We start from the raw sequence: 23,701 nt of genomic DNA, 5'->3' as shown, positions 1-23,701 counted from the left end.
TGAATGATATCACCGCCCTATCATGCAACTTCTCGTGTTTCATGAGTTGGCCGCCAGCGAAGCACGTCTGTCCATCACGCAGGTTCAGAAAGGAGTGGATGTATGGATACCCATCATGAAGTGATCGTGATCGGCGGCAGCTTTGCCGGGCTGTCGGCCGCGATGCAGCTGGCGCGCGCACGCCGCCGCGTGCTCGTGATCGACGCCGGCCGGCCGCGCAACCGCTTTGCCGAACACGCGCACGGCTTCTTCGGGCAGGACGGCAAGCCGCCCGCGCGGATCGTCGCCGAAGCGAGCGCGCAGCTTGCCGCGTATCCGACCGTGCAGCGCATCGAAGGCGACGCGCGCCACGCCGAACGCGACGCGGACGGGCGCTTTCACGTGACGCTGGCAGACGGCAGCCGCGCGAGCGCCGACCGGCTGATTCTCGCGACCGGCATCCGCGACGAACTGCCCGCGCTGCCGGGGCTCGCCGAACGCTGGGGCGTCAGCGTGCTGCACTGCCCGTACTGCCATGGGTATGAAGTGAGCGGCCAGCGGCTCGGCGTGCTCGCCACGCATCCGCTGTCGGTCCATCAGGCGATCCTGATTCCGGACTGGGGCCCGACGACGTGGTTCACGCAGGGCCTGGTCGACGCGAACGAAGAGGAAGCCGCGTTGCTGGCTGCGCGCGGCGTGCGCATCGAGCGCGCGCCGGTCGTCGAGATCCTCGGCGACGCGCCGCGTATCGACGCGCTGCGGCTCGCCGACGGGCAGGTCGTGCCGATCGATGCGTTGTTCGTCGGCGCGCGCACCGCCATGGCGAGCGACCTCGCGCAGCAGCTCGGCTGCGCGTTCGACGAGGGACCGCTCGGCACCGCGATTCGCGTCGATACGTGGAAGCAGACGAGCGTCGCCGGCGTGTATGCGGCCGGCGATGCGTCGAGCCTGATGACCAACGCGACGTTCGCATCGGCCTCGGGCGTGGCGGCCGGCGTGGGCGCACATCGGTCGCTGATTTTCGGATTGGATGCGTAGGCGGGCGTACAGCGGGCGTCACGGTCGATCGGGAAATTCGATGTATCGGGCGAAAGCGGCGGCCGCGTTCCGGCCATCCTCATCGCAGCCGCTCCACGCCACGTCGATAGCTTCCCCGCGCGATCTGCGGTTTAATGCTCGACACCCTCCGCATTAAGAGCCATGAAATGCTCGACCTCGACGACCTTCGACTCGTCCGCGCGATCGGCACGTCGCGCTCCCTGGCCGCGGCGGCCCGGCTGCTCGACCTCACGCCGCCCGCGGTCACGATCCGCCTGCAGCGGATGGAGGCGCGCCTGAACGCGAGGCTCGCCGTGCGGCAGCCGAAAGGGATTGCGCTGACCGACGAAGGGCAGCGGCTGTACCAGGAAGCCGTCGGCATTCTCGAGCGCATGGAGGCGCTGTCGGTCAGCATCGCGGGCGACCACGGCGACGTGCAGGGCACGCTGCGCGTCGTCGCCCCGCTCGGCTTCGGCCGCAAGTACGTCGCGCGGATCGTGCGCGACGTGCAGCGCGCGCATCCGAAGCTCGAAATCTCGCTCCACCTGTCGGAAAGCCCGTTGACCAGCGCATCGGGCGCCGACGTGGTCGTCCATGTCGGCAGCCTCAAGTCGTCTTCGTGGATCGGCTATCCGCTCGCGCCCAACGAGCGCTTCCTGTGCGCGAGCCCCGGGTACGCGCGCCGCCTCAAGGACCTGAATCATCCGTCCGACCTGACCCGCTACGACTGCCTGTGCCTGCGGGAGAACGACGAGGACATCCCGCGCTGGCGCTTCTCGCCCGCGAGCGGCGTCGAGGGCGAATCGCGGCGGGCGACCGTCATCCGCGTGACCGGCGCGCTGTCGTCCAACGACGGCACCGTCATCACCGAATGGGCGCTGGCCGGGCTCGGCATCGTCGAACGCTCCGAGTGGGACGTCGCGCCGCTGCTCGCGAACGGCAAGCTCGTGCGGCTGCTGCCCGGCTGGCGCCTGCCGCCCGCGCCGGTAACGGCGCTGTTGCCGTCGCGTACCGGCCGCTCCGCGCGGCAGCGGATTTTTCTCGACGCCGCGCGGCAGTTTCTCGATCCGCCGCCGTGGCGCGGCAAGGCATGATCCTTAAATTCAATTTAATGGCAGATTAGCCCCGCATTAAACACGACGCGAGCCAACCGCCCTACAGTGTCCGCATCGGCAACCCCGCAATCGGACGCATCGTGGACCTTCGCACCCTCAACACCCCGGCCGCATTGATCGACGTCGGCCGCATGCAGCGCAACATCGCGCGCATGCAGACGCATCTGGACGCGCTCGGCGTGCGGTTCCGGCCGCACGTCAAGACCACCAAATGCCGGCAGGTCGTCGACGCGCAAATCGCGGCCGGCGCGCAGGGCATCACGGTATCGACGCTCAAGGAAGCCGAGCAGTTCTTCGCGGACGGCATCCGCGACATCGTCTACGCGGTCGGCATGGTGCCCGCCAAGCTCGGCCAGGCGCTCGCGCTGCGGCGGCAAGGCTGCGACCTGAAGATCGTCGCCGACAGCCTGCCGGCCGCCCACGCGATCGCCGCCTTCGGGCGTGAGCACGGCGAACGTTTCGACGTGTGGATCGAAGTCGACGTCGACGGCCACCGCTCGGGCATCCCGCCCGAGGCCGACCTGCTGATCGACGTCGGCCGCGCGCTGACCGACGGCGGCATGCTGCTCGGCGGCGTGCTGGCTCACGCGGGTTCCAGCTACGAATACGACACGCACGAGGCGCTGGTCGCGATCGCCGAGCAGGAGCGCAGCCGCACCGTGCGGGCCGCGGAACGCCTGCGGGCCGCCGGCCTGCCGTGCCCGGTCGTGAGCGTCGGGTCGACGCCCACCGCGCTGGCGGCGCAACGACTCGACGGCGTGACCGAAGTGCGCGCCGGCGTGTACGTGATGTTCGACCTCGTGATGCACAACATCGGCGTGTGCGCGCCGTCCGACATCGCGCTGTCGGTGCTGACCACCGTCATCGGCCACCAGGAAGAGAAAGGCTGGGCGATCGTCGACGCGGGCTGGATGGCGATGAGCCGCGACCGCGGCACGCAGCGCCAGGCGCGCGACTTCGGCTACGGGCAGGTCTGCACCGAAGACGGCGACGTGCTTGGCGGCTACCTGCTGAGCGGCGCCAACCAGGAACACGGGATCGTGTCGCGAAGCGGTACGCCGGATACGGGCATCGCGCAACGGTTTCCGATCGGCACGCGGCTGCGCATCCTGCCGAATCATGCGTGCGCGACCGGCGCGCAACATCCCGAATATCAGGCCGTCGGCGATGACGGCGCCGCGCAGACGTGGCCGCGCTTCTACGGGTGGTAAGCGCTAGCCGCCTTCCTTCCCGCGTCCGTCACATACATTGACTATTTGTCCATGTTTGGACAAAATTTAAACACCCTGAATTCGTCTCGTGCCGACCAGGCACCCCGACCATGCCGACCGACGCCCGCCTTCTTCTCCTCGACCGCGATGCCGTCGAGTCCGCCCTGCAGGCCGAGCAAGTGATGGCGGCCGTGCGCGAAGCCTTCGTGCTGCACAGTCAAAGGGCCGGACGCGTATTCCCGGTCGTGCGCGAGAAGCTCCATACCGGCGGCGTGTTCGGCATCAAGTCGGGCGACGTCGCCGGCCAGGACCTGCTCGGCTTCAAGGCCGCCGGGTTCTGGCCCGGCAACCGCGCGCGCGGCGGCGAGCCGCATCAGGCCACCGTCGCGTTGTTCGATCCGGCGACGGGCCGGCCGCTGTGCATCATGGACGGCAACGCGATCACCACCGCGCGAACCGGCGCCGCGGGCGGCCTCGGGCTGCAACAGCTCGCGCGTCGCGACAGCACGCGGCTCTGCGTATTCGGCACCGGCGTGCAGGCGCGCGTGCAGCTCGACTACGCGCTCGCGCTGCTGCCGCAGCGATGCACGGTGCAGTACGTGACCGTCAGCGGCGAGCCGGACCCGGCGTTCGAAGCGCACTTCGTCGCTCGATGCACGATCGGCGTGGCGCGGGACCGAAACGATGCGGTGGCCCATAGCGACGTGGTGATCACGGCCACGCCCGGCGGCGGCGCGTTGTTCGACGCGGATGCGGTTCAGCCGGGCACCCACCTGACCTGCGTGGGCGCCGATACCGCGGGCAAGCGCGAACTTCCGGCCGGCGTGCTGGAGCGCGCGCGCATCGTCGTCGACGATCACGATCAGGCGCGCAGCATCGGCGAGTGCCAGTGGGCGCCGGATTTGCCGCGCACGGAAATCGGTGACATCCTCGCGGGTGCGGCATCGGTCGACCGTGCCGCGCACGAGATCACCGTCTTCGACATGACGGGGCTCGCGCTGCAGGACCTGACCGTCGCGCGCTTCCTCTATCGACACGCGCTCGACAACGGCACCGGAACCGCCGTTCCGTGGCCCTGGTAAAACGACTTCCCGCTTTCAACCGCCATGCGTGTCGCCCAAGTTTCCGCCGTCTCGTTCGACCTCGACGACACCCTGTGGCCGTTCGGGCCATCCGTCGTACGGGCCGAGGCGACGCTTCGCGCATGGTTGATCGAGCACGCGCCGAATACCGAGCGCGTGCTGCCCACGCAACGGGCACTCGCTGCGCTGCGTGAGGAATACGAACGGTTGTGCCCGGATCTCGCCAGCGACTATCGCGCGATGCGAATCGGGTCGATCCGGCTGGCGCTGGAACGCGCGAACGAAGATGTCTCGCTGACCGAGCGCGCCTACGACGTCTTCTACGCGGCGCGTAACCGCGTCGAATTCTACGAAGACGCGCTGCCGGCGCTGGCGTGGTTGAGCGCACGCTTTCCGTTGATCGCGGTCACCAACGGCAACGCCGATCTTCGGCTCACTGGCGGCGGCGAATTCTTCCGCACGACGCTCAGCGCACGGGCATTCGGCTTCGCCAAGCCCGAACCCGAGATCTTCCATGCGGCGGCGGACGCACTCGGCGTGCGGCCGGCCGAACTGCTGCACGTCGGCGACGACTTCCACCTCGACATCGTCGGCGCGGTGAATGCGGGGCTTCAGGCCGCGTGGGTCGTGCGCGAGCCTTCGGCGGATGAAGAGCCGGCGGCGCCGCATGCGGTCACGCCGCATCTCAGGTTGCGCGATCTGGCGATGCTGTGTCGTGCGCTGGGCGGGCCCGATACGGTTTCGTGATCGTAGGCGGGGCGCGGCGCGCTGCGCCGCGCCGCGCATGGCCCGCTCCCCGTTTCACTTTCACGCCGCCTTCCTCGCCTCCGCGATCCGCTGCGGCGCCTTCGGCCGCGCATACAGCCGTTCGAGATACGCGCGCAGCTGTGGGAACGGTTCGATCAGGTGGCATTCGCTCGCCCAGTCGCTCAGGTAGGCCGTCACGCAATCGGCCACCGTCAGCGTATCGCCGACGATGAACTCTCGCCCTTCCAGATGCTTGTCGAGAATCGCGGCCATCGTCGTGAAATCCTCGCGCGCCAGTTCGATATCGGCCAGCGAGCGCTTCTCCGGCGGATAGAGGAACGTGTGCCGCGTGATTCGCCACAGCGGCTGCTCGAGCTCCGTCACCGCGAACATGACCCACCGATAGGCCTCGGCCCGCAACGCCGGATCGACGGGCAGCAGCGCCTTCTCCGGGTACTTGTCCGCGAGATACAGCACGATCGCGGCCGATTCGGGAATCACGAGGTCGCCGTCCACCAGCACGGGCACCTTGCCGGCCGGATTGAGGCGCAGGAATTCGCGCCGCTTGTGCTCGCCCTCGAGCAGGTTGACCGACACGAATTCGAAATCCGCATCCAGTTCCTTCAGCCCCCACAGCGCGCGCTGCGAGCGCGTGCCGGCAAATCCGTAAAGCTTCATCGCCAGTCTCCATCCAGAATGTCGGGAAAATGTCTGCATGCCGGGCCACTGCGCATCGAACGAAGCGACGCGCGTCGCAGGGCATCACGTGCCGCTCACGCGCCGGGAATCGCGAGCACCGGCATCACGTCGACCGACTCGCCCGGGAACAGCGTGAAATGCGGATGCCCGTCGAACAGCGCGGCGGCCGCGTCGTGCGACGCCGCCCGCACGACGGTAAAGCCGGTCAACGCATTGGTCGTGTCGCGGATGCCGCCTGCATCGATGGCCTTGGTCTTGCCGAGCGGCCCGCCCAGCTCGACGATCGCGTCGCGATGCCGGTCGACCCACGCATGCCATGCGGCGATGCCGTCGCGCTCGCGCGTGCGCCGCTCGTCCTCCGGCAGCGCGAGCCATGCCTTCATCGCCGGGCTATCCTGGCTCCCGAGAAATACGGCGAGATACAACTGTTGTTGCGCACTCATGCCTTCTCCTCCGATGACGGGCGCGGCAGGTTGCCGCGCCTCGACGTTGACAAGATAGGTTGATATCAACACAATTGCAACATGGCACGAAAAGAAAAGCTTCCCTTCGAAACGACGCTGATGGTGCGCGATTGCTGCCTGTGCCTGCACATGCAGCGCGCGGCCCGCAATCTCGCGCGCATCTTCGACGAGGTGCTGCGCCCGCTCGACCTCACCAACGGCCAGTTTTCGCTGCTGATGTCGTTGAACCGGCCGCAACCGGCGCCGATGAAATCGGTCGCGTCGCTGCTCGCGATGGACCGCACCACGCTCACGGCCGCGCTCAAGCCGCTCGAGCGGCGCGGCCTCGTCACGATCGTCCAGGATCCCGACGACGGACGCAGCCGCCTGCTCTCGCTGACGCCGGACGGGCACGACCTGCTGGCCGAAGCGTTCCCGCTGTGGCAGCAGGCGCACGCCGAGATCGAGCGACCGTTCGCGCCGGGCGAAGTCGACCAGTTGCGCGGCCAGTTGCGCACGCTGTCGATCGAACCGGGCTCACGCGACTGAAGCGCCGCGCGGATCGCGCCGCGGCGGTCGCACGCACTTCCTGTCACGCGCTGTCAGCAGACATTGCGCAAGCCGGTCGCACCGCCCGATTCGGTGGCAATATCGCTCGGCACGACAACCGGTCCGGTATCCCCCCATCAGGAGACGAGCATGGGCAACAACGAGAAAGGCGCGATTTTCCGGTCGCTTCACCGCGCGGGCCAACCGCTGGCGCTGTTCAACGTCTGGGATGCCGGCAGTGCGCGTACGGCGGCCGACGCGGGCGCCGTCGCACTGGCCACGGGCAGTTGGTCGGTCGCGGCGGCCAACGGCTTCGCCGACGGCGAGCAGATGCCGCGCGCCTTCATGATGGACGTGCTGGAGCGGATCGTGCGCGCGACGGACTTGCCCGTCACCGTCGATCTCGAAAGCGGCTACGGCGAGCGGCCGGAGGACATCGCCGAAACGATCGCGCTCAGCATCCAGGCCGGCGCGATCGGCTGCAATCTCGAAGACAGTTTTCCGGCCACGGGCGCACTGCGCGACGTCGACGAAGCGGCGGCCCGCCTCGCGGCAGCCCGGCAGGCGGCCGATCGCGCGGGCGCCGACTACTTCATCAACGCGCGCACCGACGTGTTCTTCACGGCCGCAGCCGATACGCACGACGAACGCTTGCTCGACGCGACGCTGGCGCGGGCCCGCGCGTATGCGGCGGCCGGTGCCGACGGCCTGTTCGTGCCGGGCCTGCGCGCACCGGCGCTGATTCGCGCACTGACGGCCGCGTCGCCGCTGCCGGTGAACGTGATGCGCGTATCGGACACACCGACGATCGCGGAACTCGCCGATTACGGCGTGGCACGCATCAGTCACGGGCCGTATCCGTATCTGCAGGCGATGAAAGCGCTGGCGGCGCTGGTCAAGCAAGGCGGGTAACGGATTCGCGGAGGCGTGCGCGCCCTGCCGCACATCACACGACGGCCTTCCGTGTAATCGGCGCCGGCTCCTGCGCGTCGGTGCTCGCGCGCTGGCCGCGGCGCATGCAGCGCGCGCGCACCGACGCGCACGCCACGGCGCGCCGGCCTATGCTCAGGATGCCTTGATGAAATCGATGAACGCGCGTAGCGCCGGCGGCACGAGACGCCGCCCCGGGTAATACAGAAAAGGCCCCGAGAACGGCCGCCACCATGGTTCGAGCACGGGTTCGAGCACGCCGCTGTCGAAATGCGGACGCACCCAGTCCTCGAACAGATGCAGGATGCCCGTCCCGGCGATCGCCGCATCGACCATCAGCTCCGTCGCCCCGCCGATCTGGACCAGCAGCGGCCCGGCCGGCGGCTCGACCCGCACGACCTCGCCGTCGCGCTCGAACTCCCACGGCGGCATCGCGCCGCTTGCGAAACGCCCGCGCAGGCACCGATGGCCGAACAGGTCGCGCGGATGTTGCGGCCGGCCATGCCGGTCGAGATAGCCGGGTGCCGCCGCGGTCGCGAACCGCTGGATGCGCGGGCCGATCGGCACCGCGATCATGTCCTGTTCGAGCCGTTCGTCGTAGCGGATGCCCGCGTCGCATCCGGCCGCCAGCACGTCGACGAAACTTTCGTCGGCCGTCACCTCCAGCCGGATGTCCGGATACGCATCGAGAAAACGCGGCACGATCGCCGGCAACACGAGCCGCGATGCGCTGACCGGCACGTTGAGCTTCAGCGTGCCGGCCGGTCGGCCGCGGAATTCATCGATACCGTCGAGCGCCGCCGCCACTTCGGTCAGGGCGGGCCCGAGACGCGCGAGCAGGCGCTCGCCGGCTTCGGTGGGCACGACGCTACGCGTCGTGCGGTGCAGCAGCCGTACGCCGAGCCGCGTTTCCAGCCGGCGCACGGCCTCGCTCAGCCCTGACGCACTGAGGCCCGTCATGCGAGCGGCGTCGCGGAAGCCGCTCGCGCGTGCGACGGCCATGAACGCGTTCAGATCGCCCAGATCGGTTTGCATTGTTCGCCTTTTCGTACAACCCGTGCGAATTATGCCGGCTTATCGCGCAGCCGACGCGTCCTTATGCTGAACGCATTCATCTCTTCGACAGGAGCACGGTCATGCCCGATATTCGCCACACCGCCACCTTCAAGCTGGGCGATCGCCACGTCAAACGGATCGGCTACGGCGCGATGCAGCTTGCGGGCCCCGGTGTATTCGGCCCGCCGAAAGATCGCGAGGCCGCATTGAACGTATTGCGCGAAGCCGTCGAATCCGGCGTCGATCATCTCGACACCAGCGACTTCTACGGCCCGCACGTCACGAACCAGTTGATTCGCGACGCGTTGCATCCGTATCGCGACGATCTCGTGATCGTCACCAAGATCGGCGCCCGACGCGGCGACGACGCATCGTGGCTGCCCGCCTTCGCGCCCGACGAACTCGAACGGGCCGTGCACGACAACCTGCGCAACCTGGGGCTCGACGTGCTCGATGTCGTCAACCTGCGCATCATGTTCGACACGCACGGGCCGGCCGAGGGATCGATCGAAGCGCCGCTGACCACGCTCGCCGAGCTGCAGCGGCGCGGGCTCGTCCGGCACATCGGCCTGAGCAACGTCACGCCGGCGCAGGTCGCGCAAGGCCGGCGGATCTGCGACATCGTCTGCGTGCAGAACCACTACAACATCGCGCATCGCGGCGACGATGCGCTGATCGACGCGCTGGCCCGCGACGGCATCGCGTACGTGCCGTACTTTCCGCTCGGCGGCTTCTCGCCGCTGCAGTCGTCGACGCTGTCCGGCGTCGCGGCCCGGATCGGCGCGACGCCGATGCAGGTCGCGCTTGCGTGGCTGCTGCGTCGCGCACCGAATCTCCTGCTGATTCCGGGCACGTCGTCGGTCGCGCATCTGCGCGAGAATCTCGCGGCGGCCGATCTCGATCTGCCGGCCGACGCGCTCGCGGAACTCGACCGCATCGCCAGCGGCGCCTGACGCAAGGACGGTCGCCCGGCAGCCCGTGCAGCGCGCGGGCCGCCAGGCCGGTCAGGACGCGACCACGCCGACCCGCTTCGGCACGCCGGTCACGATCGTCGCGACCGCCACCGCCAGCACGATCGCCGCGCCGACGAACACGCCCGCCGCGCCGTTCGCGTCGAACACGACGCCGCCGGCGGCCGCGCCCGTCGCGATCGCAAGCTGGATCGCCGCGACGATCAACCCGCCCGCGCTCTCGGCCTCGTCGGGCACGGTGCGCGTGACCCACGTCGACCACGCGACCGGCACGCCGCCGAACGCCATCCCCCACAACGCGACCAGCACCGCGTCGATCATCGGCGCGCGGCCGAGCACGACCAGCGCGATGCCGAGCACGACCATCAACGCCGGCATGCCGATCAGCATCGGCCGCAGCCGGTGTTCGAGCACGCGGCCCGCGAGCGACGTGCCGACGAAGTTCGCGATGCCGTAGCCGAGCAGGATCGCGGACAGCCCGTTCACGCCGACGCCCGCCACCTGTTCGAGGAACGGCCGCAGATACGTGAAGAACGCGAAATGCCCGGTGAACACGAGGATCGTCGCGAACATCCCGAGGCCGACGGTCGGCCGGCGCAGCACGTCGATCAGCGTGCGCAGCCGCGTGGTGCCGCTCGGCGGCATCGACGGCAGCGTGAGGATCTGCGACACGAACGCGATGCCGCCGAGCACGGCCGCGATCAGGAACACGTTGCGCCAGCCGATCAGGTGGCCGAAGTAGCTGCCCATCGGCGCGGATGCGATCGTCGCGACCGCCACGCCGCTGAAGATGATCGACAGCGCGCGCGGCACCATCGCCGTCGGTACGAGCCGCATCGCGGTGGCGGTCGCCATCGTCCAGAAGCCGCCGAGCGCGATGCCGAGCACGACGCGGCCGAACAGCAGCACGCCCAAGTTCGGCGCGAACGCGACGGCGAGGTTCGATACGACGAGCAGCACCGAGAACACGAGCAGCACGCGCCGCCGGTCGATCGTGCGCGTGAGCGCCGAGATCAGCAGGCTCGTGACGAGCGCGACCGTGGCCGTGGCCGTGACGGCCTGTCCGGCCACGCCTTCGGTCACGCCGAGGCTGTCGGCCATCGGCGTGAGCAGGCTCGCCGGCAGGAATTCGGCCGTGACGAGCCCGAACACGCCGAGCGTCATCGCGAATACCGCGCCCCAGGCCGGTTCGCGGGGGGCCGCCGTCGAGGCGGCCGAGGAGATTCCGGGATTCATGCGGGGTTCCGTGTCGGTTAGGGAAAGTACTGACGAGGGCGTATCGTAAGGAACAGCGACAGGACGGTCTATGACATACAATCCGTTCTTGTTGATCGAACGTCCGTATCTCGCTATGCCCGATCCCCTTCTGCCCCCAATTCCCGACGCGCACGACCTCGTCAGCGAACTGCTGCTGGGGATGCGCCTGAGCGGCGTCCAGTACCGCCGCATCCAGGTCGCGCGGCCGTTCGGGCTGAATTTCGGCCATGCGCCGGGCCGCGCGCAGTTCCATTTCGTCGTGCGCGGGCCGGTGCTGCTGCGCGACGCGTCGGGCGAGACGATGCGGCTCGAGGCCGGCGACGCGATCCTGTTGCCGCACGGCGGCATGCACGCGCTGGTGTCCGATCCGGACGTGCCGTGCCGCGAGATCAACGGCTTCGAGATCGCGAAGATCTGCGATACGGTCGCGTCGGTGGCGTCGGCCGGCGTGTCGCCCGCGACCTGCGCGACGACGGAGCCGGGCGCCGGCGATGCGCTGATCTTCAGCGCGTGCATGGAACTCGACCTCGGCGGCATGCAGCCGCTGGTCGGCACGATGCCCGCGTTCATGCACGTGGGCACGCTGCTTGCCCGCTACCCGGAAATCCGCCCGATGCTCGACGCGATGGAGCGCGAAGCGTGCACGGCGCGCGCGGGCTTCGCGGGCATCCTCGCGCGGCTCGCGGACGTGGTCGCCGCGTTCATCGTGCGCGGCTGGGTCGAGTGCGGATGCGGCGACGCGACCGGCTGGGTCCAAGCGCTGCGCGAGCCGAAGCTCGGCCGCGCGATCGTCGCGCTGCATCGCGACCCAGGCCGCAACTGGAGCGTCGCGGAGCTCGCGACCGAAGCGGGCGTGTCGCGCTCGGTGTTCGCCGAGCGCTTCCTCGCGGCGACCGGGATGACGCCCGTGCGCTACCTGACCGAGCTGCGGATGCGGCTCGCCGCGCAGTGGATCGCGCGCGAGGGCGAGACGATCGAAGCGGTCGCGTACCGGCTCGGCTACGGTTCGCTCGCCGCGTTCAGCCGCGCGTTCAAGCGCGTGGTCGGCAAGCCGCCGGGTGCCGTGCGCGCGGACGGCGACGTGCCCGCCGAAGCGTAACGCCCGACGCGCGCCGCCGCGCCGCCCTGCATCACTTCAACGCGTCGAGCCTGTCGACGAGCGCCGTCGCGCACTGCACGGCGAGCGCCGCGCACTGCTCCACATCGACTGCCGCACCGGCCGCGACCGTGCCTTGCACGATCCTGCCAAGCAATTCCTTCGAGAGTTCGGCGATCTCGTGATCCCGTTCCGTCATGATGTCCTCCTGCGCGTCGGCAATGGCGCTCACTCGCCGGTTCGGAGCGAATGCCGTGCCCGCGCCGCTCAACGCTGTTTCGCCCGCACGACGATCTGCGCCTGCGTGTCGCGCTCGATGCGCTCGAGCGACGCGCGCAGCGCCGCGAACTCGTCCGGCGTGCACACCTGACGGCCGAAATCCGCGTTCATCCGCCGCGTGACCTGCACGACGCGCGCGGCCGCATCGAACACGTAATGGGACGTGAAATCGACGAAGCGGTCGTGCACGGCCGCATCGGTCGGCAGGTCGGTCAGGACCACGCCCGCCGGCAGCGCGATCTGGCCGGTCTCGTCGAACGTGCCGCCGATGCAGCCCCACGGCTGCGTGCGGACGGGCTCGGCCAGCCACGTCTCGACCTGCGTCGCGATACCGCCCGTCAGGCTCGACAGCGCCGGCAACGCGGTCGTGCCGTCCGGCCACACGACATGATCGAGCGTGCCGGTCACGGTCACGTCGAACGGCCCGTCGGTCACGCGCCGGTCGCTGGTCGACAGTTGCGCGCGGCCGCGCAGGCCGCTTTGCCGCAAGCGCTCGTTCGCCAGTTGCGCAATGCGGTCGCGCGGCGCGCGGCGAAACAGGTTGCGTTCGAGTTCGGCGGTCCAGCCGTCGTCCCGCACATACGCCTGAACACGCGCGGCGCCCGGCTGCGCGGCATCGATCGCGATCCGCGCGGTGCGGGCGCGCGGCTGCGTGGCCGGCGTGCGCGACAGCACGCCCGTATCGACGAGCAGCGCCGGGCGATCCATCACGATCGGCGGCAGGTAGCCGAACGCGATGCCGGCCGTCGTCGTATCCGCGTAGAGCGCGAGATCGGGCAGCCACGTGATCGCATGATTGATCGCGCCGCCGCCGTAGCCGGGCACCGACGGCAGCGTGTACACCGCGCCGAGATTGATCAGCACCGGCTCGCTCCGAATGCCGACCGCCGCGAGCAACGCGCCGAACAGCGCGACGTGATCCTTGCAGTCGCCGTAGCGGTTGCGCAGGATGTCGGTCACGCGATGCGGCGCGGCGGCCGTTTCGCCGAGAAACAGCCCGACGTAGCGCACGTTTGCCTGCACCCAGTCGTACAGGATGCGCGCCTTGTCGCGCGGATCGGCGGCATTCGCCGTGAGCGCGCGCGCCAGTTGCACGACCGCCGGATCGTTCGCGCTCGGGTCGACGGCGGCGTTGCGGTAGCGCGCGGCGAACGCCGCGTAGTCGGGCAGCGTCGACACGACGAGCCGGTCGCCGTAGGTCGGGTAGCCGACCGCGCCGCGCTCGATGCGATCGTACGCGCCATGCCGGTAGTCGAATTCGTAGCGCGTGCGGCCGTTCGCCGTGACGGGCGGCAGCGCGACGTAGCCGCGCGCATCCGCATACAGCGGCATGTCGGCCGGCAGGTCGAAGATCAGCCGCTGGCTGTCGACCGGCTCGCGCGACGGCTCGACGGTGTAGCCGAAGTAGCCGCGATTGACCGGCTTCGTGCGGGTCTTGCGGAACGCGACGCGGGTGCTCGACCCGGCCTCGACGCCGGGGAACACGACGGTGCGCAGCAGCCCGTCCTGGAACGTCGGCGCGCCGGCCGAGCGCGGCTCCTGCACGTCGCGGATGGCGTCCGCGCCGACCGGATGCGCGACGCCGTCGCGATCGATCGTCTCGGCCGCGAGCAGCTCGACCTTCTCGAGATTCTTGTCGAACCACACGTAGCGCTGCGCGACCGCGTCGATGCCGTTCGCGTCGTTCGCGCGCAGCGTCGAATCGTCGTGCTCGTCGAGCGAACCGTCGTGCTGGATCACGAATTCGTGGACGTCGCTGACGAGCGTGACGGGCGCGGCATCCGCCGCGTCGGGCATGTCATGCAAAGGGTCCGCGTCGCCCGTGTCGGCCACGGCCGTACCCGCGCCGAACGCCATGGCGCACGCGAACAGGCAGGCGGTCCATCGGGAAGGAAAACGCACCACGTCGAAGTTCTCCGCGCGTTCGTTGCCGGACGTCGGCGCCGCGCGCCGTGCGGAAGTCGTCCCGCGTGACGCGTGCATGACGGCCGCCCGCGCCACCCGCACGCGGGCCGTCGTGCGAGCCAGTGTGGGCGACGTGCCGGCGAGCGTCAAGCCGCGCCATCGGGAAGGAGCCATCGTGCCGATCGACGGCGCTTTCGACATCGGTTAACCGCGTGACTGCGCTCGCGTGGCTGGGTGTGAGCGGATTCGGCACCTTGCCGACGACGCGGCATCTCGATGCGGCAGCATCCGGAACCGATCGACACCGCGCGGCCATGCGCGCCGCGCGATCCCTCGCGCTCCCGGCGAGACGAGCCGCCCCCACGCCGGTCGCCCGAACCCGCAACCGCTGATCGGCGTCAGGACGCCGTTTTCGGCGCGTCAGCGACCGGCGACGCTGGCCGCGTCGTCGCCGCCGCGCCCCGCGCCCGCCCCCTCCGACCCGCCGACCTCGGCGCCTCGTTCCGCCGTCCGTCGCCCCCCGTCGCTTCGCCCGAACACGATCCGCGCCGGCGTCCCGGTCGTGCGTTTTTCCCCGCAATTCGACATTTGTGCGCGGGCAACAATGGCGATGCCTCGCGCCAGGCGCCATGCAGGCGACCCGATTCCCGCATGGCGCCTGGCGCGGCGCGCGTCAAAAACCACAACTCACGAGGACATACCATGCAACTCCAATCTCATCCGGCATGCCGCCCGTTTTACGAAGCCGGCGAACTCTCGCAACTGACCGCCTTCTACGAAGAAGGCCGTAATGTCATGTGGATGATGCTGCGATCGGAGCCGCGGCCGTGTTTCAACCAACAACTCGTCACCGACATCATCCATCTCGCGCGCGTCGCACGCGACTCGGGCCTCACGTTCGACTTCTGGGTGACGGGCTCGCTCGTCCCCGAGCTGTTCAACGTCGGCGGCGACCTGAGCTTCTTCGTCGACGCGATCCGCAGCGGCCGGCGCGATCAACTGATGGCCTACGCGCGCTCGTGCATCGACGGCGTGTACGAGATCTACACGGGCTTCGGCACCGGCGCGATCTCGATCGCGATGGTCGAGGGCAGCGCGCTCGGCGGCGGCTTCGAGGCCGCGCTCGCGCATCACTACGTGCTCGCGCAGAAGGGCGTGAAACTCGGGTTCCCCGAGATCGCGTTCAACCTGTTCCCGGGCATGGGCGGCTATTCGCTCGTCGCGCGCAAGGCGAACCGCGGCCTCGCGGAATCGCTGATCGCGACCGGCGAAGCGCATGCGGCCGAGTGGTACGAAGATCAGGGGCTGATCGACGAGACGTTCGATGCCGGTGATGCGTATCTGGCGACGCGCACCTTCATCGACGTGGCGAAGCCGAAGCTGAACGGCATCCGCGCGATGCTGCGCGCCCGCGAACGCGTGTTCCAGCTGTCGCGCTCGGAGCTGATGGACATCACGGAAGCGTGGGTGCATGCGGCGTTCACGATCGAGCCGAAGGATCTCGCGTACATGGAACGCCTGGTGATGCTGCAGAACCGGCGCGTGTCGAAGCTGCGCACGGTGTAATGCGACGGGCGCCGCCGATGGCCGGCGGCGCCTTTTTCAGGAACGACGCTCAGGCGATCAGCCTGAGCTTTCTCGTCTCCGCGAGCCACGCCTCGAACGCCTGCGCCGGCATCGGCCGCGCGTAGTAGTAGCCCTGCGCGTGATCGACGTCGAGCTGCTTGAGGAATTCGGCTTCCGCATGCGTTTCGACGCCTTCGGCGACCACCGCGAAATTCAGCGCCTTCGCGAGCGACACGACCGAGCGCACCAGCGCCTGCGAGCGCGGATTGCGGTCGATGGCCGTGATGAAGGTGCGATCGAGCTTGATCGCGTCGAGCGGCAGACGCGACAACTGCGACAGCGACGAATAGCCGGTGCCGAAATCGTCGAGATGGATCTCCGCGCCGAGCTGGCGGAACTGCCGCATCAGCCCGATGGCCGCCTCCTCGTCCTCGATGAAGCAGCTCTCGGTCAGCTCGATGTCGAGCAGGCCGGGCTTCAGCCCCGCGCCGTCGAGAATCGACGCGAACTGGTGGACGATGTTCATGTCCTGCAACTGCCGCGCGGACACGTTCACCGCGATCCGGATGCCGAGCCCCTTCGCCTTCCACGCGGCGGCCTGCGCGGCCGCGGTGCGCATCACCCAGCGCCCGAGCGGCGCGATCAGCCCCGACTCTTCCGCGAAACGGATGAACTCGATCGGCGCGACGAGGCCGCGATCGGGCGACTGCCAGCGGATCAGCGCCTCGACGGCATGCACGTCGCCCGTCGCGATGTCGACGACCGGCTGGTAGTACAGCACGAACTGCTCTTCCTCGAGCGCCTTGCGCAGGTTCGTGTCGAGCCACATGTACTTCGCGACCTTCTGGTTCATCTCGAGCGAGAACACGCGATACGTATGCTTGCCTTCCTCCTTCGCGACGTACATCGCGGTGTCGGCGCAGCGGATCAGCGTCTCCAGCGAATCGCCGTGCTGCGGATACATCGCGATGCCGATCGAGCAGCTCGTGTAGACCTCCATCAGCCCGAGATGGATCGGCGTGCGCAGCCGTTCGAGGATGATCTGCGCGGTCGCCTCGAGCAGCGGGCGCGTGCCGTGTTCGAACAGCACGAGGAATTCGTCGCCGCCGAGCCGCGCGAGCGTCGCGCCGGACGGCAGGCAGCCGCTGATGATCGCCGACACGTCCTGCAGCAGGCGGTCGCCGGTGATGTGCCCGTAGTGATCGTTGACGCGCTTGAAGTTGTCGAGATCGAGGAACAGGATGCCGACCTGGCCGTGCGTATTGGCGTCCTCCTGCGCGATCGCCGCATGGATGCGCTCGCTGATCGCGTGGCGGTTCGGCAACCCGGTGAGCACGTCGGTGTTCGCGAGCTCGGTGAGCCGGTGCTGCGCGTTGCGCTCCTCGGTGATGTCGATGCCCGAGCAGATCAGGAACTGCTCTTCGACGCCGCTGCCGCTCTGCACGAACTTGTTGCGGAACTGGAACAGGCGCGGCCCGTTGACCGTGTTGATGTAGCGCTCGACCGCGAACGGCTGGTTGCTCGCGAAGAAGCCCGTGATGTTGGTGCGCGACTGCGCACCCTGCTCCGGGCTCATGAACAGCTCGAACGCGCTGCGGCCGATCACGTCGACCTCGCGCTTGCCCGTCACTTCCTCGCACAGGCGGTTGAAGCGCTGCACCATCCCGTTGCGGTCGAGGATCACGACGAGCGAATTCACTTCCGACACGACCTGCTCGGCGAACGCGAGCCCGTGCGACAGATCGCCGGCGACGGACTCGGTATCGGAATAGGCGGACGCCGTGCCGGCCCAGTCGACCGTATTGACCTTCCTGCCGACGAGATGGAGGCTGACCGGACTCCCGAACAGCACGATTTCGAGCACGAGGTGCGACGTGACGCCGGTCAGCGCGCGGATGCGCGCAGCCTGTTCGACCGTCAGCGCGACCGCGACGTTGGTCAGGCCGCGGACCGCGGCCAGTTCGAGTGCATTGCTGTCGCTGCCGAGACGCCAGCAGGGGCTGCGCGTACCGACGTGCGCCTCGAGCACCGCGCTATCGTTTTCGTCATCCATGGACACGCCCCGATCCAAAAAAAACGCACAGTGTAGACGGAGGCGAGTGACCCCGCCGCCTTCCCGGGCCGCGCGGCGCGCCTACCCGGCAGGGCAGCCGCGATTGCCATGACAGCGGCCTCGTCCCGTCCTTGTTTGCAGCTGATGCGACCGGCGTTCGCGCGTGATGCGCGCAGGTTCTGCCTTACGAATGATGAGATCTGCCTTACGAATGAGAGCCATCTTATCAAATGACAATGAAGATTGGCACTCACATTTAGAGAATTGTGTCAAGGAATCGGGACTCGATTGGCAAGACGGACTTTTCATGATTAGCCGCATTGCGAATGCGCGCAAGGTGCAGTGCACATCGACGGCGGCGTGGCCGCCCGGCGCCCGCCGGGCGGGCATTCGAGGCCGATCCATCGATATGGGGCCTGATCTTTGGCGAGGCCGCGACGGCAGGGTCGAATCGGCTGCCGCGAGCCGCGTTTCCGCTGCTTTTTGATTCCGTTTGCGCGTGAATGCGCGTCTTTATTCCCCAGTTCGTTGCAATATGCGCCACCCGCCCCGGCGCGGAGCGTCCGCGCCGGGGCGCGACTCAGCCTGCCGCGCCGTAGCCGCCGCCGCCCGGCGTTTCGACGACGAACACGTCGCCCGGCGCCATCTGCGCGCGGCCGATGTGGTCGAGCGACTCGACCGTGCCGTCCGCCCGCTCGATCGTGTTGCGGCCGAGCGCGCCGGCTTCGCCGCCCGCCGCGCCGAACGGCGCGTGGATCCGGTTGTTCGACAGGATCGACGCGGTCATCGGCTCGAGGAAGCGGATCCGCCGCACCGCGCCGTCGCCGCCGCGCCAGCGCCCGCCGCCGCCCGAGCCGGCGCGGATCCGGTGCGAATCGAGCCGCACCGGGTAACGCCATTCGAGCACCTCGGGATCGGTGAGCCGCGAGTTCGTCATGTGTGTCTGCACCGCGGCGACGCCCGCGAAGCCGTCGCCCGCGCCGCTGCCGCCCGCGATCGTCTCGTAGTACTGGTATTGATCGTTACCGAATGTGAAGTTGTTCATCGTTCCCTGGCTCGACGCGACGCAGCCGAGCGCGCCGTACAGCGCGTTGGTGATCGCCGACGACGTCTCGACGTTGCCCGACACGACGGCCGCCGGGTACTCGGGGTTCAGCATCGAGCGGACCGGCACGATCACGGTCAGCGGCTTCAGGCAGCCGGCGTTCAGCGGGATGTCGTCGCCGACCAGCGTGCGGAACACGTACAGCACGGCGGCCATGCAGACGGCCTTCGGCGCGTTGAAGTTGTTGTCGAGCTGCGCGGACGTGCCGGTGAAATCGATCTCCGCGCACCGCGCCGCGCGGTCCACGCGGATCGCGACGCGAATCTCCGCGCCATTGTCGAGCGGGTAGCGGTACGCGCCGTCCTGCAGCGCGCCGATCACGCGCCGCACGGCTTCTTCGGCGTTGTCCTGCACGTGCGTCATGAACGCGAGCACGACGTCGCGGCCGAACTGCGCGACCATCCGGCGCAGCTCGTCGACGCCCTTCTGGTTCGCGGCGACCTGCGCGCGCAGGTCGGCCATGTTCTGCTCGACGTTGCGCGCCGGATAGCGGCCGGATGCCAGCAGCGCGCGCGTCTCGGCATCGCGCAGCACGCCGGCCGACACGAGCTGCCAGTTGTCGATCAGCACGCCTTCCTCGTCGATATGGGTCGAATCGGGCGGCATCGAGCCCGGCGTCGTGCCGCCGATGTCCGCATGGTGGCCGCGGGAGCCGACGTAGAACAGCGGCGCGTCGGCGCCGTCCGCGAACACCGGCGTGATGACCGTCACGTCCGGCAGGTGCGTGCCGCCGTGGTACGGGTCGTTCAGCATGAACACGTCGCCGTCGCGCATGCGGCCGCGGTTGCGCTCGATCACCGTGCGGATGCTCTCGCCCATCGAGCCGAGGTGCACGGGCATGTGCGGCGCGTTCGCGATCAGGTTGCCGTCGCCGTCGAAGATCGCGCACGAGAAGTCGAGCCGCTCCTTGATGTTCACCGAGTACGCGGTGTTCTGCAGCCGCAGCCCCATCTGCTCGGCGATCGACATGAACAGGTTGTTGAAGATCTCGAGCCGCACCGGATCGGCGTCGGTGCCGAGCGAGCGGCGCGTGGGCAGCGGCGTCGTGCGCTTCAGCACGAGATTGCCCTGGGCGGTCATCTCCGCGCGCCAGCCGGGCTCGACGACGGTCGTGCCGTTCTTCTCCGCGACGATCGCGGGGCCGTCGATCGCGTCGCCGGCGCGCAGCGTGTCGCGCACGACCAGCGCCGCGTCGTGCCACTGGCCGCCGGAATAAAAGCGCACGGCCGTGCGCGCTTGCGCCGCCGCACCCGCGTCGCGCGGCGCCAGCGGCGCGATGTCGACCGGCGCGTCCGAGCGGCCGATCGCCTCGACCGACGCGAGCTCGGCGACGAGCGGCGTGCCTGGCATCAGGAACGCGTAGCGCTGCCGGTACGCGGTTTCGAACGCCTGCTGCATCGCCGCGACCGAGCCGGCCGGCACGTCGAGCGCCGAATCGGTGCCCTGGTAGCGCAGATGCACGCGCCGCTCGGTCGCGATGCGCTCCGGCGGCACGCCCTGTTCGAGCAGCGCGCCGATGGCTTCGTCGGCCAGCCGGTCGAGCGCCGCGTTCAGCGCCGGCAGCGATTCGTCGGACAACACGGCTTCCACCGCGCGCTCGCGCATCGCGGTCTGGTCGGCGAGGCCCATCCCGTATGCGGACAGCACGCCCGCGAGCGGATGCGCGAACACTTGCGTCATGCCGAGCGCATCGGCCACGCCGCATGCGTGCTGGCCGCCCGCGCCGCCGAACGTCGTCAGCACGTAGCGCGACACGTCGTGGCCGCGCTGCACGGAAATCTTCTTGATCGCGTTCGCCATGCTGCCGATCGCGATCTCCAGGAACCCTTCGGCGAGCGCCTCGGGCGTCTCGCGCCGGCCCGTCGCCGCGTGGATCTCGTCGGCGAGCGCCGCGAACTTCGCGACCACACCGTCGCGGTCGAGCGGCTGGTCCGCATGCGGGCCGAACACGCGCGGGAAATGATCGGGCAGGATCTTGCCGAGCATCACGTTGCAGTCGGTCACCGTCAGCGGGCCGCCGCGCCGGTACGCGGCCGGCCCCGGGTTCGCGCCGGCCGATTCGGGCCCGACGCGCAGCCGCGCGCCGTCGAAACCGAGCACCGAGCCGCCGCCGGCCGCGACCGTATGGATGCTCATCATCGGCGCGCGCATCCGCACGCCGGCCACCTGCGTCTCGAACACGCGCTCGAATTCGCCGTTGTAGTGCGACACGTCGGTCGACGTGCCGCCCATGTCGAAGCCGATCACCTGCTCGAAGCCGGCCGCGCGCGCCGCGCGCACCATCCCGACGATGCCGCCGGCCGGGCCCGACAGGATCGCGTCCTTGCCCTGGAACGCATCGGCGCGCGTGAGCCCGCCGCTGCTCTGCATGAACTGCAGGTTCACGCCCGGCATCTCGTGCGCGACCTGCTCGACATAGCGGCGCAGGATCGGCGACAGGTACGCGTCGACCACGGTCGTATCGCCGCGCGACACCATCTTCATCAGCGGCGACACCTCGTGCGACACCGACACCTGCGTGAAGCCGATGCGGCGCGCGAGTGCCGCCAGCATGCGTTCGTGCGCGGTATGGCGATAGCCGTGGATCAGGACGATCGCGAGCGCCCGCACGCCGCTGTCGAACACGCGGCGCAACGACGCTTCGGCACCCTGAACATCGAGCGGCACGACCACGTCGCCGTGCGCGCCGACGCGCTCGTCGATCTCGACGACCGTCTCGTACAGCGCATCGGGCAGCACGATGTCGAGATCGAACAGGCGCGGCCGGTTCTGGTAAGCGATGCGCAGCACGTCGCGAAAGCCGCGCGTGGTCGCGAGCGCGGTGCGTTCGCCCTTGCGTTCGAGCAGCGCGTTGGTCGCGACCGTCGTGCCCATCTTCACCATGTCGACCTGCGCGGGCGTGATCGGCTCGCCTGCCGCGAGGCCGAGCAGGTGGCGGATGCCGGCCACGGCCGCGTCGCGATACTGCTCGGGGTTCTCCGACAGCAACTTGTGCGTGACGAGCGTGCCGTCGGGCCGCCGCGCGACGATGTCGGTGAACGTGCCGCCGCGGTCGATCCAGAATTGCCAGCGTGCGGCGTCGGAGGGAACGGAGGAAAGGTGTCGGTCAGTCATGATGTCGGTCGATGCGTCGTTGATTCGAGGGACGAGCGCCGCCGCACGGCGCGCGTCGCGCGCCGCGTCACGGTGTCGATGAAAGGGAAAGAAAAACGCGGGGCCGGACGCCCCGCGGCTGCCGTCGGTCAGGCGGCGTCGAGTTCGCGGCCGCGGGTCTCGGGCAGCGTCAGCGCGGCGACGATCACCACGCCGTAGGCGGCGACCGCGAAGAGGCCGATGCTCGTGCCGAGCCCGTACTGCTTGGACAGCGCGCCGATCAGGAACGGGAACAGCGCACCGATCGCGCGGCCCACGTTGTAGCAGAAGCCCTGGCCGGAGCCGCGCACGCGGGTCGGGAACAATTCGGTGAGGAACGCGCCCATCCCCGAGAAGATGCCCGATGCGAAGAAGCCGAGCGGGAAGCCGAGCCACAGCATCGACGCGTTGGTCAGGTTCAGCGACGTGTACGCGAACGCGATCACCATCGAGCCGACCGCGAACAGGATGAAGTTCGGCTTGCGGCCGAGGCGGTCGGTCAGATACGCGCTCGTCAGGTAGCCGACCCACGAACCGAAGATGATCATCGCGAGATAGCCGCCGGTGCCCATCACCGTCAAGTGCCGTTCGGTCTTCAGGAAGGTCGGCAACCACGTCGTGATCGCGTAGTAGCCGCCCTGCGCGCCGGTCGTCAGCAGCGCCGCGCGCAGCGTCGTCGTGATCAGCTTCGGCGCGAAGATCTCGGTGAGGCGCGGCGCGTCGGTCACCTTCGCCTGCGCGGCCTTCTCCTTCTCGTAGACGTCCGGCTCCTTCACGTAGCGGCGGATCGCGACGACCAGCAGCGCGGGCGCGAGTCCGACGAGGAACAGCGCGCGCCAGGCCTGCTCGGCCGGCAGCACGGAGAACAGCAGCGCATACAGCAGCGCGCACAGCCCCCAGCCGATCGCCCAGCCCGACTGCACGAGGCCGACCGCCTTGCCGCGATCGCGCGCGCGGATCACCTCGCCGATCAGCACCGCGCCGGCCGTCCATTCGCCGCCGAAGCCGAAGCCCATCAGCGCGCGCGCCGCCAGCAGCTGGTGGTAGTTCTGCGCGAGCCCGCACAGCGCGGTGAACACCGCGAACCACAGCACCGTGAGCTGCAGCGTGCGCACGCGGCCGATGCGGTCGGACAGGATGCCGGCGATCCAGCCGCCGAGCGCCGACGCGAGCAGCGTGACCGTGCCGATGAAGCCGGCGTCGGCGAGCGTGATGCCCCAGGTCGCGACGAGCGTCGGGATCACGAACGACAGCATCTGCGTGTCCATCCCGTCGAGCATGTAGCCGACCTTGCAGCTCCAGAACGCGCGGCGTTCGCGCGGCTGCGCATCCGCGTACCACGAGAACAGGCCGCTGCGCTCGCGGCTCGCGGGCTCGGCGGCGGGCGCCGCGAGGGTCTTGCTTTCCATGGTGATGCTCCTGTCGTTGTGCGCCGATCGAATGGCGTGGGGTGCGGTGTGTCTGTCGAAGGTGCGTCGCGTGCGGGGC

The 23,701-nt window shown here is 69.2% G+C and carries 19 protein-coding genes; 10 read left to right on the top strand and 9 right to left on the bottom strand.

Going from position 1 to position 23,701, the window contains the following annotated elements:
* The first annotated feature begins 102 nt into the window (after nucleotides 1–102).
* The 5 genes from QZM72_RS07085 to QZM72_RS07065 all read left to right on the top strand — a co-directional run bounded on the left by QZM72_RS07085 (nucleotide 103) and on the right by QZM72_RS07065 (nucleotide 5,172).
* A complete protein-coding gene (locus QZM72_RS07085) occupies nucleotides 103–1,017 on the top strand; it encodes an NAD(P)/FAD-dependent oxidoreductase (RefSeq protein ID WP_301737648.1) in 915 nt (304 codons plus the stop codon).
* A gap of 134 nt (nucleotides 1,018–1,151) precedes the next feature.
* Complete coding sequence (locus QZM72_RS07080) at nucleotides 1,152–2,111, top strand: LysR substrate-binding domain-containing protein (protein WP_301737647.1); 960 nt, start codon at nucleotides 1,152–1,154, stop codon at nucleotides 2,109–2,111.
* 101 nt (nucleotides 2,112–2,212) lie between these two features.
* Entirely contained in the window at nucleotides 2,213–3,343 is a 1,131-nt protein-coding gene (locus QZM72_RS07075) for a DSD1 family PLP-dependent enzyme (protein WP_301737646.1), read from the top strand.
* Nucleotides 3,344–3,453: 110 nt separating this feature from the next.
* A complete protein-coding gene (locus tag QZM72_RS07070; protein WP_301737645.1) occupies nucleotides 3,454–4,425 on the top strand; it encodes an ornithine cyclodeaminase family protein in 972 nt (323 codons plus the stop codon).
* Nucleotides 4,426–4,449: 24 nt separating this feature from the next.
* A complete protein-coding gene (locus QZM72_RS07065; protein ID WP_301737644.1) occupies nucleotides 4,450–5,172 on the top strand; it encodes an HAD family hydrolase in 723 nt (240 codons plus the stop codon).
* 60 nt (nucleotides 5,173–5,232) lie between these two features.
* On the opposite strand, the gene QZM72_RS07060 is transcribed toward QZM72_RS07065, so the two are convergent.
* Nucleotides 5,233–5,850: a glutathione S-transferase family protein gene (locus QZM72_RS07060; RefSeq protein ID WP_301737643.1), complete on the bottom strand. Its 618-nt coding sequence runs from the start codon at nucleotides 5,848–5,850 to the stop codon at nucleotides 5,233–5,235.
* A gap of 95 nt (nucleotides 5,851–5,945) precedes the next feature.
* Nucleotides 5,946–6,314: a YciI family protein gene (locus tag QZM72_RS07055; protein WP_089469078.1), complete on the bottom strand. Its 369-nt coding sequence runs from the start codon at nucleotides 6,312–6,314 to the stop codon at nucleotides 5,946–5,948.
* Nucleotides 6,315–6,395: 81 nt separating this feature from the next.
* Here QZM72_RS07055 and QZM72_RS07050 point away from each other — a divergent pair, with 81 nt between their 5' ends.
* Together QZM72_RS07050 and QZM72_RS07045 are read left to right on the top strand one after the other, a co-directional pair.
* Nucleotides 6,396–6,863, top strand: coding sequence for a MarR family winged helix-turn-helix transcriptional regulator (locus QZM72_RS07050; protein ID WP_089469077.1), 468 nt, complete (start codon nucleotides 6,396–6,398; stop codon nucleotides 6,861–6,863).
* Nucleotides 6,864–7,013: 150 nt separating this feature from the next.
* A complete protein-coding gene (locus QZM72_RS07045) occupies nucleotides 7,014–7,775 on the top strand; it encodes an isocitrate lyase/phosphoenolpyruvate mutase family protein (RefSeq protein ID WP_301737642.1) in 762 nt (253 codons plus the stop codon).
* A 153-nt stretch (nucleotides 7,776–7,928) separates the two neighbouring features.
* On the opposite strand, the gene QZM72_RS07040 is transcribed toward QZM72_RS07045, so the two are convergent.
* Entirely contained in the window at nucleotides 7,929–8,828 is a 900-nt protein-coding gene (locus QZM72_RS07040; RefSeq protein WP_301737641.1) for a LysR family transcriptional regulator, read from the bottom strand.
* Between the two features lie 101 nt (nucleotides 8,829–8,929).
* Between QZM72_RS07040 and QZM72_RS07035 the strand changes: the two genes are divergently transcribed.
* Nucleotides 8,930–9,802 (top strand): aldo/keto reductase family oxidoreductase, encoded by an 873-nt coding sequence (locus QZM72_RS07035; protein WP_301737640.1) that lies wholly within the window; start codon nucleotides 8,930–8,932, stop codon nucleotides 9,800–9,802.
* 51 nt (nucleotides 9,803–9,853) lie between these two features.
* On the opposite strand, the gene QZM72_RS07030 is transcribed toward QZM72_RS07035, so the two are convergent.
* Entirely contained in the window at nucleotides 9,854–11,056 is a 1,203-nt protein-coding gene (locus tag QZM72_RS07030; RefSeq protein ID WP_301737639.1) for an MFS transporter, read from the bottom strand.
* Between the two features lie 70 nt (nucleotides 11,057–11,126).
* Between QZM72_RS07030 and QZM72_RS07025 the strand changes: the two genes are divergently transcribed.
* On the top strand, nucleotides 11,127–12,176 hold the full coding sequence (locus tag QZM72_RS07025) for an AraC family transcriptional regulator (RefSeq protein ID WP_301737638.1): 1,050 nt from the start codon (nucleotides 11,127–11,129) through the stop codon (nucleotides 12,174–12,176).
* A gap of 31 nt (nucleotides 12,177–12,207) precedes the next feature.
* Here the strand turns inward: QZM72_RS07025 and QZM72_RS07020 are convergent, their stop codons facing one another.
* Together QZM72_RS07020 and QZM72_RS07015 are read right to left on the bottom strand one after the other, a co-directional pair.
* Nucleotides 12,208–12,405, bottom strand: coding sequence for a hypothetical protein (locus tag QZM72_RS07020; protein ID WP_089469071.1), 198 nt, complete (start codon nucleotides 12,403–12,405; stop codon nucleotides 12,208–12,210).
* Nucleotides 12,406–12,440: 35 nt separating this feature from the next.
* A complete protein-coding gene (locus QZM72_RS07015) occupies nucleotides 12,441–14,357 on the bottom strand; it encodes a DUF3857 and transglutaminase domain-containing protein (protein ID WP_301737723.1) in 1,917 nt (638 codons plus the stop codon).
* Between the two features lie 702 nt (nucleotides 14,358–15,059).
* Between QZM72_RS07015 and QZM72_RS07010 the strand changes: the two genes are divergently transcribed.
* Nucleotides 15,060–15,923, top strand: a complete 864-nt coding sequence (locus tag QZM72_RS07010) for a crotonase/enoyl-CoA hydratase family protein (protein WP_069618924.1) — start codon at nucleotides 15,060–15,062, stop codon at nucleotides 15,921–15,923.
* Nucleotides 15,924–15,972: 49 nt separating this feature from the next.
* On the opposite strand, the gene pdeR is transcribed toward QZM72_RS07010, so the two are convergent.
* The 3 genes from pdeR to QZM72_RS06995 form a co-directional block, all read right to left on the bottom strand.
* Nucleotides 15,973–17,976: a cyclic di-GMP phosphodiesterase gene (gene pdeR / locus QZM72_RS07005; RefSeq protein WP_301737636.1), complete on the bottom strand. Its 2,004-nt coding sequence runs from the start codon at nucleotides 17,974–17,976 to the stop codon at nucleotides 15,973–15,975.
* 580 nt (nucleotides 17,977–18,556) lie between these two features.
* Nucleotides 18,557–22,195 carry a hydantoinase B/oxoprolinase family protein gene (locus tag QZM72_RS07000; RefSeq protein ID WP_301737635.1) on the bottom strand — a complete coding sequence of 1,213 codons (3,639 nt, stop codon included), beginning with the start codon at nucleotides 22,193–22,195 and terminating at the stop codon, nucleotides 18,557–18,559.
* Nucleotides 22,196–22,323: 128 nt separating this feature from the next.
* Nucleotides 22,324–23,622, bottom strand: a complete 1,299-nt coding sequence (locus QZM72_RS06995; RefSeq protein WP_089469067.1) for an MFS transporter — start codon at nucleotides 23,620–23,622, stop codon at nucleotides 22,324–22,326.
* Nucleotides 23,623–23,701 lie beyond the last annotated feature (79 nt).

The sequence above is a fragment of the Burkholderia sp. AU45388 genome, from assembly GCF_030481585.1.
Taxonomy (GTDB): Bacteria; Pseudomonadota; Gammaproteobacteria; order Burkholderiales; family Burkholderiaceae; genus Burkholderia; species Burkholderia sola.
This window is presented reverse-complemented; position numbering and strand designations above follow the sequence as displayed.